Here is an 11,688-nt window from a genome sequence, read left to right as displayed (position 1 = left end):
GTCGGAAACCGCGCGCCGCCGGCTCCTATTTGACGGTCTCCGATACCGATGTGAGAATCGGATTCAACAGTTATTGAGAGTAGCATTCTCGCGTGCCGGTCGGTAGATCCGTGGCGAGCGCGCGGTGCCGAAGGGAGCCATCAGTGGTGAACGACTTCGAGGAGATGGATTTCTTTCTCGGGCGGGAGCTCATAGCGGATCCGTATCCGTACTTCGACGCCATGCGCGCGCAGTGCCCGGTGGCGCGCGAGAACCACCACGGCGTGTACATGGTGACCGGCTACGACGAGGCGCTCCAGGTGCTGAACGACACCGAGCACTTCTCCTCCTGCACCTCGGTGACCGGTCCGTTCCCCGGTTTCCCGGTGCCGCTGGAAGGCGATATCGATGCGCTGATCGCCGAGCATCGCGACAAACTGCCGTTCAGCGACCAGCTGCCGACCCTGGACCCGCCGGTGCACACCCAGCATCGCGGTCTGCTGATGCGTCTGATCACCCCGAAGCGCCTCAAGGAGAACGAGGACGCGATGTGGACGCTCGCGGACCGGATGCTCGACAGCTACCTCGCGCCCGGCCGCGGCGACTTCATCCGCGACTTCGCCGGACCGTTCACGCTGTACGTCATCGCCGACCTGCTCGGCGTACCCGCGGCCGATCAGGAGGAATTCCTCCAGGCATTGCAACGCGACCCGCACCGGGAGGGCTCCGCCCTCGGCAGTACCGAGGGTGAATCCATGCACCACAACCCGATCGAATTCCTCTACGGCAGGTTCGCCGACTACATCGAGGACCGTCGTCGCGAGCCGCGCGGTGATGTGCTCGGCAGCATGGCTACCACGATGTTCCCGGACGGCTCCGAACCCACGGTGCTCGATGTCGTCCGGGTGGCCGCGAATCTGTTCTCGGCCGGTCAGGAGACGACCGTTCGACTGCTCAGCTCCGCGCTGAAACTGCTCGCCGAACAGCCGGAACTGCAGCGGTGGCTGCGCGAGGACCACTCGCGCATACCCAATTTCATCGAGGAGGTGCTGCGCATGGAGAGCCCGGTCAAGGGGGACTTCCGGTTGTCGCGGGCGCCGGTCAGCGTCGGCGGGGTCGACCTGCCCGCAGGCAGCACCTTGATGGTGGTCAACAGCGGTGCCAACCGGGATCCGCGCCGCTTCGACGATCCGTCGACCTTCGATCCCGAGCGTTCGAATGCCCGCACCCACATCGCTTTCGGCCGTGGCATCCACACCTGCCCGGGGGCGCCGCTGGCCAGGGCCGAGGCCCGCGTGGCCATCGAGCGGCTGCTGGACCGCACGACCGATATCCGCATCGACGAAGCGGTGCACGGCGCCGCCGACGCACGCGCGTACGAGTATGTGCCGACCTTCGTCCTGCGCGGCCTGACCGCGCTGCATCTGGAATTCGATACCGCGGAAGGTGGTACCCGATGAAGGTCTCGGTCGATTCCGACCGCTGTCGCGGACACGGTGTGTGCCTGTCGTTGTGCCCGGAGGTGTTCGCCCTCAACGACGACGGGTACGCCGAAGTGCAGACTCCCGAGGTTCCGGCTGACTCCGCCAGTGCCGTCCTGGTGGCGGTGTCGGCCTGTCCGGAGCATGCCATCACCGCGAGTTGATCGGCGCAGCTGACCGGCATCTCGAGGAAGAGCGTTATTCTATGGCCGAGAATCACATTGCCGAGCCAGGCGATCCCGTGGCGGGCGACGTTGGTGTGCGGACCACAGCGGCACCGATGACGCCCGGCTGGCATGCCGGTCGGGTACCGGATCGCCCGGCGATCGTGCTGGCGGCCAGTGGTGAGGTGGTGACCTACGCCCAGTTGGAGCAGCGGTCGATCCGGTTTGCCAGGGCCCTGCGCATGCGCGGGCTGGCGGTCGGCGACCACATCGCGATTCTTATGGAGAATAATCGCCCGTTTCTCGAGATCACGTGGGCGGCGCAGCGCTGCGGTTTGTACTACACCGCGGTCAACCGGCATCTGAAAGCCGGTGAGGTGCAGTACATCTTGGACGACTGCGGCGCCACCGCGCTGGTGACCAGCGAGTCGATGGCCGAGGTGGTGGCCGAACTCGACCTCTCCGCCATCCCGGTCCGGATCGTGGCGCTGGGGGAGCTTGTCGGTTTCGAGCAGTACGAGGATGTGCTGACGGCGACATCGCCGCATCCGCTCGGCTCCGACGAATGCGAGGGCCGGGAGATGCTGTACTCCTCGGGAACGACCGGGCAGCCCAAGGGAGTTCGCAAACCGCTGCCCGGCGCTCCGCTCGGCGATCCGGATTCGGCGCCGGTGCAGATCGCGCGGGGTCTGCTGGTGAGCGGCGCCAGCGCGGATGCGGTGTATCTGTCGCCAGCGCCGCTGTATCACGGTGCGCCGCTGGTGTTCTCGATGTCATGGCATCGAATCGGCGCGACCGTGATCGTGATGGAACGCTTCGAACCTCGGCAATGTCTGGAGCTGATCGAGCGTCATCGGGTCACGCACGCGCAGATGGTGCCGACCATGTTCGTGCGCCTGCTGCGGTTACCGGAGGCCGAACGCGAACGCTACGACATCTCCAGTCTGGTCGATGTGGTGCACTCGGCGGCCCCGTGCCCGGTGCCGGTGAAGCGGCAGATGTTGCAGTGGTGGGGGCCGATCATTAGTGAGTACTACTCCGGGACCGAGGATGTCGGAAACACCTACATCAGTGCCGAACAGTGGTCGGCACATCCGGGTTCGGTGGGCAGACCGGCGCAGGAGTGTCACATTGTCGGCGCGGATGGCGAGGAGTTGCCGCTCGGCCAAGTCGGGGTGGTGTATTTCGGTGGGGGACGGCCGTTCGAATACCACCACGATGCCGCGAAGACCGCGTCGGTGACCCATGAGAAGGGTTGGCGCACCCTCGGCGATGTGGGTTATCTCGATGCCGAGGGCTACCTATATCTGACCGATCGGCAGGCCCACATGATCATTTCCGGCGGGGTCAATATCTACCCGCAAGAGGCCGAGAACGTCCTCGCCGCACATGCCGCGGTCGCCGATGTCGCCGTGCTCGGCGTACCGGACGAGGAAATGGGCGAGGCGGTGAAAGCCGTTGTCCAACTGGTCGATCCGCCCGCCGCCGGTGCCGAAATCGCGGCCGAGCTGATCGCCTACTGTCGTGCGGAATTAGCCGCCTACAAATGCCCGCGCACCGTCGATTTCGTCACCGAATTGCCTCGTGATCCCAGCGGCAAGCTCTACAAACGCCAACTACGCGCCCGGTACTGGAAAGGCCACGAGACGCTGGTCAACTGACCCACCTGCCAGCCGGGCGTCCACTCGACGCGTGGCGATCGAGATCAAGCGGAGCTGGTGGCTGGGGCGGCTGATGCCGCCATGGTTTCCACCTGATCTTGATCGCCGGCGGCTCGCGAGTTGGGGCGGGGCCAGGTCCGTCCGTGTAGGCGCTCGATGTCGCTGTTGAAACGTTCTAGGTAGCAGGCGAATTCGGCGCGGTCCTCGGTGGTCCAATTCTGTGTCACCGCTGCCAGTACGTCGATGATGCCCGCGCGCTCCTGGTCGAGGCGCTGATCGCCGGCAGCGGTGACGCGGAACTTGCGTGCGATACCGCCCGCCGGATCGGGGATGCGTTCGACGAGTCCGGTGTGCAGCAGTGTGGCGGTCTGCCGATGCAGCGTCGACACATCCAATCCCAGTGCGTCGCTGAGCTGACGCAGCGACATCGGGCCCTGGATCCGCAGTCGGCTCAGTAGCAGATACGAGCTGCGCTCCAGGGGGTCGTCGGTGCGTCGGTGCTGCGGGCTCGGTCGGTAGTGGCCGAGTAGCAAGGTCTCGAACTCGATCAGTTGCATGCGCTTGTCCATGCCTTCCTTCCCCGGATATGTGCATCGCACACAATGCGTGTATTGTTCACGCGTAATGCATGTTACACATTCAGTGTACGATACACGCTAGTTGTTGTGAGTCCGAGGGAGATTTGCGTGGACAAGCCTGATTCCGCCGTCCGGCCGGGCGCCATCCTGGCGGTGCTGGCATATACCGGCATCGTCGCGTCGCTGATGCAGACGCTCGTGGTGCCTTTGCTCGGCGAGTTGCCGCAGATTCTGAATTCCTCGGCGGCCAATACGTCCTGGGTAGTCACGGTCACCCTGCTGGTGGGTGCGGTCGCCACCCCGGTCGCCGGTCGCCTCGGCGATATGTTCGGCAAGCGTCGGATGGTGATCGCCTCGACCGTGCCGCTCATCGTCGGCTCGGTGGTTTGTGCCATGGCGGGTTCGTTGCTGCCGATGATCATCGGCCGCGGCCTACAGGGACTCGGTTTCGGCACCATCCCGCTGGCCGTCGCGCTGCTGCGAGATGTGTTGCCGCCCGAGCGACTCGGCTCGGCCATCGCGCTGATCAGCTCTTCGCTCGGCATCGGCGGCGCGCTCGGTCTGCCCTTGGCGGCGGCGGTCACCGAGTACAGCAACTGGCGGGTGCTGTTCTGGGCCGCGGCGGGGTTGGTCGCGATCGCCACCGCACTGATCACGGTGATCGTTCCGGAGGGTATTGCCGAAGGGCCGTCGGGTCACTTCGACGGACTCGGTGCGGTGCTGCTGGGGGGAGGTCTGGTGTCGCTGCTGCTCGCCGTGTCCAAGGGGGCGACGTGGGGTTGGACGAGCGGCAACATTCTCGGCCTGTTCGGTGCCGCCGTAGTGCTGCTGCTGGTGTGGGGTTGGTGGGAGCTGCGGACTGTCGAGCCGCTGGTCGATCTGCGGGTAACTGCGCGGCCGCAGGTGCTCGTCACCAATCTCGCAACGGTCGCTATCGGTGTCGGTATGTACGCGTTGCAGCTGAGTGTTCCGCAGTTGATGCAGCTGCCCAGCTCACTCGGCTACGGTCTCGGCCAGTCGATGATGGCGATGGGTCTGTGGATGGCGCCCGCCGGAATCATGATGATGCTCATCTCCCCGGTCGGCGCGAAGCTGTCGGCATTGCGCGGTCCGAAGTTCACCCTTGTCGTCGGTGCCGTCGTCATGGCCATCGGCTACGGCGCCGCGCAGGTTCTGATGTGCAGCACCTGGGGCCTGCTGATCGTGAACATCATCTGCAGCTCGGGTGTCGGTTTCGCCTACGGCGCCATGCCCGCCCTGATCATGGGTGCGGTGCCGCAGTCGGAAACCGCTGCCGCCAATGGCTTCAACACTCTGATGCGCTCGATCGGCACCTCGACCTCCGCGGCGGTAGTTGGCGCGGTGCTCGCACAGCTGACCGTCACGGTCGGCGGTCACAGCATCCCCACCGAGAACGGCTTCCGGGTCGCGTTCATGATCGGCTGTGGCGTATCGGTCTTGGCGGCCTTGGTCGCCATGGCGATTCCGGTTCGCCGTGCGCTCGCTGTCGGTCCGGCCGAGCAGCCCGAAGCGGAAGTCCCAGCACGGGTCTGATAGCTCAACCGCGCAGCGTGGCGCGGTGGGAACGGCGCCCCGAACCCGCACCTGCAGCAGGTTCGGGGCGTCGCCGCAATGGTTGCGGGGCGTCACGCAGGTGCTCGACAGGCTCGGGGCGTCGCGTCGGATGTGGTGTCAGTGCCGCTGGTCGATGGCCGTGTCGAGCAGGCCGAGATCGGTGCCGAGTTCGGCGGCGATCGATCGGACCGCCGCGACATCCTTACCGACGAATTCGCCGACCGATGCGCTGAATTCGGCGACCGACCCCCGCCCCGCGACACCGGTCAGCGCGCGACTCGCCGCACTTCCGTGCGGCAGCGCGGACAACAGGGTGGTTTCCGCGACGCCGAGCCGCTTCCCGAGATCCACTGCCGGCGGTGAGTATTCCGAGCTGAGCGGCGAATACGGCATTATTGACCAACTTGACGCGCTGGCCCGCGCCGAGCGGACCGACATGCAGAATCGGGTCACCGTAGGCGGCCAACACGGGCCGGATCCGGTCCACGGTCTCGTCCGGGCCACCGACGAAGAGGGTGAGCCGTCCGGCCGCGATATCAGGTGGGCCGCCGCTGACGGGGGCATCCAGCACCTGGATGTCGTGCGAGGCAATGGCTTCGGCGGCAATGGCCGCGGTCGTGTGCGGACTGCCGGTGGTGTGCAGGACGAGAGTCGATCCGGATGGCATGGCGGCGAGCAACGGTGTGCCGAGACATACCGCGCGAACCTGTTCATCGGTGAAGACGCACACGATGACCAGATCGGCGTTGGCCCCGACGGCCGCGGCGGCGGATACCGCCTGCGCGCCGATCTCGGTAAGGGCCTGGCGTGCTTCGAGCGACCGGCCGAGCGCGCACACCTCATGTCCGGCTTGGACCAGCCGTTCCACCATGGGACGCCCCATCCGCCCGGCGCCGAGGAATCCGACGCGCATCAGCGCGGATGATCGATCATCGCGAGGGTCGCGTCCGCGGCGTCGAGCACGATGCCGGGTTCGGCGCCCACGACTTCGGCCAGATTCGCGATCAGGCCGACATCCTTGCGCAGCAGCGGCCCGGCGTGCGCGGCGATGCGGTCCAGCGCGCCGCCCGCGGAGACGATACGACCGAGCGCGAAGCTGTCGGCGGTGCCGTGCGAGATCACCTCGCCGAGGCGGGAAGGATCGATACCGATCGCCGAACCGAGCGCGAGAGTGCTTGCCGCAGTAGCGAGATTCGCGGTGAACAGCAGGTTGTTGAGCAGCTTGGCGGTCTGTCCGGCGCCGAGCGGGCCCAAGTGGACAACGGGATCGGCGTAGGTCTCGAATATCGCGCGAGCGCGTTCGACGATATCGGCAGAGCCGCCGACCATCACCAGCAATCGGCCGTCGGCGGCCGCCGCGCCGCCACCGCTGACCGGAGCGTCGACGATCGAAATCCCCTGTGTCACCGCGATATCGGCGAGATCGCGGCAGGTGTCCGGATGCACCGTGCTGTGCACGGCGAGGATCGAGCCCGCGGACATACCGGCCAGCACGCCATCGGCACCGGTCACGACCTCGCGCACATCGGCGTCGCCGACTACGCAGAGGCAGACGAGATCGCTCGCGGCGGCCAGTTCAGCGGGTGATGTGGCGACCTTCGCCGGCGTATCGGCGTACGGCTCGAGCGACGCCGTTCGCCGCGCCCACAATGTTGTCTCGTATCCGGATTCGACGATCCGGCGCGCCATCGGCCCACCCTGGCTGCCGAGTCCGATGAATCCGACCCGCATCACACTTCGCCTTTCGCTTCGGGTCGCCAGAACATGGCGAGCAGACCCGCGGTGGCGACCAGGCCGACACCGAGGGCGATGCCGCCACCGGTCCAGCCCGTTATCTCGATATCGGCGGCGTGATCGATGGACAGCCACCCTGGGCCGAGCAGTGCCAGCGCCAGTGAAACGACCGCGAGCACGAGCACATACTCGTACCCCTCTTTGAATACGAAGAATCCGTTGGTGCGGTGTGCCAGCAGACCCGCGACCGCCATCACCGAGATGACCGCCGCACACGCCAGTGGGGTGAGCAGGCCGACGATCAACAACACGCCCGCACCGATTTCGGTGACGACGCTCAGCCACGCGTGCAGGATGCCGCCGCGCAGTCCGAGACCGCTGAACCAGCGCGCGGTGCCCGCGATCTTGCCGCCGCCCACCCAGTGATTGACGCCGTGGGCGATCATGGTGCCTCCCACGACGAGTCGCACGAGTGCGATGGCCACGTCGACGACGTCCATCAGTTCGCCTCCTGTGTAGCGCCATTGAATTGTATTGCCGGGCTGGAGAATTCGCCGATGTTCCGGGAGACTGCGGCTTCTTCGACGAAGGCCAGTAGTCCGAGGTGGTAGGCGGCGGCTGTATGTCCCATGCTGAGGTTGTGTCCGCTGTTGGGTTGGATATTGAGCACAACCCGTGGCGCGGCGGTGAACCGGGCGGCGACTTCGGCGAGTGCCTCCGGATCGTTGCGCCACACCCGTTCGTGGTCGCCGACGGTGAACCGCACCGGAATCCGAACTTCGGCGGCAAGCGTCGGGAAGGTGACCTGCGGCCAGTCCTCGACCGAATTCCCTTCGTAGCGTGGACCATACGACCCGATCCGCGCACCACCGACCAACTCGGGCGGGTAAAGCCGGGCCGGGTACCACAGCAGTTCGGTGACTCCGCCCGGTACACCGTCACGACGCATGCGGCGGCGCCCCTGCGGATCCGGTCCCCACAGGATGTCGTAGGCCTCCTGCTGATGTTCCAGCCCGGTCCCCGCCAATTCGAGGCCGAGCAATTCGCGTCCGCGTTCGTCGGCCGCCATCCGCAGTGCCAGTTCGCTACCCGCGGAATGGGCGAGCAAGAAGGTGCCCGCGCCGCGGGGCCGCGACCCGAGATGCTGCTCGGCCGCCGCGTACATCAGATCGACACGACGCTGTGGGTCGGCGAGTTCGTCCGCATGCGTATGCGAGCTGCCGTATCCGGGCCGGTCCAGGGCCAAGACGGTGTATCCGGCCGCGGCGGCCAGCCGCAGCAGTGACAGTCGCGGATGATCCGGGCAGTCGAAATACGCCGAGGTGGTGGCCCCGCCGTGCAGGGCCAGCAGCACCGCCCGTGGTGCCCGCGCCTCGGCCAACAACCCCGACATCGGGATGCCGTCGACCTCGGTCACGACCGGAATCGGTTCGTCCCCGGTCAGCAGTGAGAAATCGGATTCGGTAATCGTCATGAATCGCTCCGCAGCAGCATTGCCCCACCGGGGGTGAGCCCGCCGCTGGACACCACACCGATGTGGGCATCGGCGACCTGACGCGCACCGGCTTCACCGCGCAACTGCGCAATCGCCTCGTACAGCAGGCCCATGCCGTGGGTGCGGCCGTGCGAGAGCTGGCCACCATGGGTATTCAGCGGCAGCAGGCCGTCGCGGGCGATGTTCTTACCGCCGTCGAGGAAGTCCTTGGCCTCGCCGATACCGCAGAATCCGAGCGCCTCCAACCAGGACAGACAGTTGAAGGTGAAGCCGTCGTACAGCTCGGCGATGTCGACATCGGTGGGGCGCAACGTGGTTCGGGTCCACAGGTGCGCGGCTGGACCGAGCACCTGTGGTTCGTGGGTGAGGGTGCTCTGATCCCATTCGATCCGCTCGATGATCTGGGTGCCGACAGCCTCCACGAGAACCGGTGGTTTGGCCAGATCACGAGCCGTGTCCACGCTGGAGACGATGACCGCGATCGCGCCGTCACAGGGCACATCGCAGTCGTAGAGGCCGAACGGGGTGGTGATCGTGCGCGCCTCGAGATAGTCCTGCATGGTCAACGGATCTCGGTAGATCGCGGTCGGCTCGAGTTCGGCATTGGCGCGCTGATTCAGTGCGATCCAGCCGAGGGTTTCGCGGGTGGTGCCGTAGCGGTGGAAATGCCGTTGTGCGTTCTGCGCCAAGGTATGTGCCGCCGAGGTGGCGCCGAAGGGGGCCATCCATCCGGGTGTGCGCCCCCCGGAGGGCTTGATCTTGCCCGTGCGCATCAGATCGTTGAAGGTGGCTTCCCATAGGGTGCGGAAACACAGCACATGCCGGGCCAGCCCGCCCGCGACCGCCAGCATCGCAGCGATGACCGCCCCACCGGGGCCGAAGGTTTCGATGCCGCCGTTGTACCAGGTCGGCCGGATGCCGAGGGCGGACTCCAGCGCAGTGACACCGCCCTCGCTGAATCCGCCCATATTGCCGCCGCCGGGATAGGTCGACAGGCCGTCGATATCGTCCAGCGTCAGTCCGGCATCGGCGATCGCGCGTTCGCAGGCCTGGATGGTCAGCCGCAGCGGTGGGACCTGCAGCCGCCGCCCGATCGCCGACCTGCCGATACCGGTGAGTGCGACCCGGTCCTCGAACTTCTCCGGCCGCACCATGGGCCGCACGTGCCGCCAGAACTCTTGTGGCGCAATATCGTCCACGGGCAGCGGAGCCGGTTCCGGCTGCGTTTCGACGGGCCGGAACAGCGGCAGCCAGATGTCGTCGTCCTGTTGGAAGACCACCTCGAGTCGCATGCCGAGGACCAGGTCGTCCGGATCGCAGTCGATCACATTGGTGGTCAGCCGAACTCGCGGATCCTCCTCGATCGCGACCTGCGCCACCACATAGGGCGCGGGCAGTCCCGGCACCCCGAAACGGTGGTTGACGGTGAAACCCGCGAGTGTGGCGAAGCCGGAGACGGCACGCACTCCCATCTCGTGTCCACGGCAATACCGGCACACCGGCTGCGGTGGATGGATCAGTGCCGCACAGGATTCACATTCCTGTATGCGCAGCGTGCCATCGCTCCCCGAAGTCCAGAAGAACTCGTTTTCGAGGGTGAGCAATGGCAGTGGACGTCCCGATGCTTCGCCCATATCGCCTCCTCGCTGTGTCGTCAGATCTGGGCGTCGCCCTTGCGCACGGTGACCGGTTCGGCCAGTCGTTGCTCATCGCAGACGCGCTGCAGTTTCGCCAGGGTTTCGTCCAGTCCGGCGCCCAGCCGAGGACCGGGGGTGAAGCCGGCGGGTAGATGCCGCATGCCCTGGATGACGCCGATGGTGTCGTAATGTACGGCGTCCGCGGGATCGCAACGATAGTCCGGCATCCGGTCCAGCACCGCGAGCAGCATTCTCTTGAACACCATGCGCGCCATATTGGAGCCGATGCAGCGGTGTACGCCGAGGCCGAAACTGTAGTGACGATTGCCCCGCCGTTCGATATCGATCTCATTGGGGTTGTCGAACACCTCGGGATCCCGGTTGGCCATCGCCCACGACAGCCACAGCCGCTCACCTTCGGCGAACCGCGTGCCCGCGACCTCGCAATCCTGGGCGAAGGTACGGCCGTCACCCGGTGCGGGGGTGAAGTAGCGCAGGAACTCCTCGGTCGCCGAATCCAGGATGAGATCGCGTTCCCGGCTGAGCAATTCGCGCTGATCCGGATTCTCCGACAGCCATTCCAGCGCGTGCGCGGTGAGCGCGGTGGTGGTGTCGAAGCCGCCGCCGATAATGAGGCTGAGCATGCCGAGGGCGTCCATATCGGAGATCGGCTCGCCGTTCAGGGTTGACTCGGCGACCGCGTGCAGCATTCCCGGACGCGGATTCTGTTTGACTTCGACGTAATTCGTCAGCAGATCCAGACCCATGGCGCGGTGCATCTCGGCGATGCGCGGGGTGTCCGGTGAATCCGGTGGCGTGTATACCGAGGCGTGCGCCGGTTCGTTGTAGATGGTCCACTTGTCCAGCGGGATGCCCAGCATCGCGAGGGTCAGCACCGCGGGCACGATATTGGCCAGCTCGTCGACGAAATCGATGGTGCCGCTTTCGATTTGCTCGTCGATGCTGGCGCGCACGATTTCGTCGACGAACGGAATCCAACGCTGCACCGCCGCGGGGGACAGGTACGGATTCAGCGTCGAGCGCAGTTCCCGCTGTTCGGGCGGGTCCATTTCCAGGATGCCCGCGCGGATACCCTGGCCGCGTTCCGGGGTCGGAATGGAAATCCCCTTGTAGCCACGGCGTTCCCCGTTGGGGTCGTTGTCATTGGAGATGTGCGGGCAGCGGGCCAGTTCGAACACTTCGCGGTTACCCGCGGCCACCCAATGCCCGCCGTAGGTTTCGGTCCAGGCGACCGGGCACTTGCTCTGCATCTGCTGGGTGATGTCGACGAATTGTTCGCGATATTGCGGAGTGTGTCGATCGAAATGAAATTCCGGCCGCCTGCGCTCGGCGTCGGATGCGATGTCGGTCATCGGCGGTTCCT

Annotated in this window: 10 protein-coding genes and 1 pseudogene; 4 read left to right on the top strand and 7 right to left on the bottom strand. The window is 66.0% G+C overall.

Translation table 11 applies throughout. The features are described from left to right. The first annotated feature begins 143 nt into the window (after window positions 1-143). The 3 genes from ACIBJI_RS09295 to ACIBJI_RS09285 all read left to right on the top strand — a co-directional run bounded on the left by ACIBJI_RS09295 (window position 144) and on the right by ACIBJI_RS09285 (window position 3,285). A complete protein-coding gene (locus ACIBJI_RS09295) occupies window positions 144-1,439 on the top strand; it encodes a cytochrome P450 (protein ID WP_397083646.1) in 1,296 nt (431 codons plus the stop codon). After that, window positions 1,436-1,624, top strand: a complete 189-nt coding sequence (locus ACIBJI_RS09290; protein WP_364342816.1) for a ferredoxin — start codon at window positions 1,436-1,438, stop codon at window positions 1,622-1,624. Before ACIBJI_RS09295 ends, ACIBJI_RS09290 begins: the two co-directional genes overlap by 4 nt. A gap of 116 nt (window positions 1,625-1,740) precedes the next feature. Next, complete coding sequence (locus ACIBJI_RS09285; RefSeq protein WP_397083741.1) at window positions 1,741-3,285, top strand: acyl-CoA synthetase; 1,545 nt, start codon at window positions 1,741-1,743, stop codon at window positions 3,283-3,285. Between the two features lie 44 nt (window positions 3,286-3,329). On the opposite strand, the gene ACIBJI_RS09280 is transcribed toward ACIBJI_RS09285, so the two are convergent. After that, on the bottom strand, window positions 3,330-3,854 hold the full coding sequence (locus ACIBJI_RS09280) for a MarR family winged helix-turn-helix transcriptional regulator (protein WP_397083644.1): 525 nt from the start codon (window positions 3,852-3,854) through the stop codon (window positions 3,330-3,332). Window positions 3,855-3,971: 117 nt separating this feature from the next. Between ACIBJI_RS09280 and ACIBJI_RS09275 the strand changes: the two genes are divergently transcribed. Beyond that, on the top strand, window positions 3,972-5,417 hold the full coding sequence (locus ACIBJI_RS09275; protein ID WP_397083642.1) for an MFS transporter: 1,446 nt from the start codon (window positions 3,972-3,974) through the stop codon (window positions 5,415-5,417). 138 nt (window positions 5,418-5,555) lie between these two features. Here ACIBJI_RS09275 and ACIBJI_RS09270 read toward each other — a convergent pair. From ACIBJI_RS09270 to ACIBJI_RS09245, 6 genes and pseudogenes are all read right to left on the bottom strand, one after another. Next, window positions 5,556-6,351 (bottom strand): annotated as a pseudogene (locus tag ACIBJI_RS09270) (NAD(P)-dependent oxidoreductase). Next, window positions 6,351-7,169 carry an NAD(P)-dependent oxidoreductase gene (locus tag ACIBJI_RS09265; protein WP_397083640.1) on the bottom strand — a complete coding sequence of 273 codons (819 nt, stop codon included), beginning with the start codon at window positions 7,167-7,169 and terminating at the stop codon, window positions 6,351-6,353. The pseudogene ACIBJI_RS09270 and the gene ACIBJI_RS09265 overlap by 1 nt, the downstream one beginning before the upstream one ends. After that, window positions 7,169-7,672, bottom strand: a complete 504-nt coding sequence (locus ACIBJI_RS09260; protein WP_364342802.1) for a DoxX family protein — start codon at window positions 7,670-7,672, stop codon at window positions 7,169-7,171. The genes ACIBJI_RS09265 and ACIBJI_RS09260 overlap by 1 nt, the downstream gene beginning before the upstream one ends. Then, window positions 7,672-8,646: an alpha/beta fold hydrolase gene (locus tag ACIBJI_RS09255; RefSeq protein WP_397083638.1), complete on the bottom strand. Its 975-nt coding sequence runs from the start codon at window positions 8,644-8,646 to the stop codon at window positions 7,672-7,674. The genes ACIBJI_RS09260 and ACIBJI_RS09255 overlap by 1 nt, the downstream gene beginning before the upstream one ends. Continuing rightward, on the bottom strand, window positions 8,643-10,301 hold the full coding sequence (locus tag ACIBJI_RS09250; protein ID WP_396958118.1) for a thiolase C-terminal domain-containing protein: 1,659 nt from the start codon (window positions 10,299-10,301) through the stop codon (window positions 8,643-8,645). Before ACIBJI_RS09250 ends, ACIBJI_RS09255 begins: the two co-directional genes overlap by 4 nt. Before the next feature lie 20 nt (window positions 10,302-10,321). Further along, window positions 10,322-11,677 (bottom strand): cytochrome P450, encoded by a 1,356-nt coding sequence (locus ACIBJI_RS09245; RefSeq protein ID WP_397083636.1) that lies wholly within the window; start codon window positions 11,675-11,677, stop codon window positions 10,322-10,324. Between the last annotated feature and the right edge of the window lie 11 nt (window positions 11,678-11,688).

The sequence above is a fragment of the Nocardia sp. NPDC050408 genome (assembly GCF_044458905.1).
Lineage (GTDB): Bacteria > Actinomycetota > Actinomycetes > Mycobacteriales > Mycobacteriaceae > Nocardia.
This window is presented reverse-complemented; position numbering and strand designations above follow the sequence as displayed.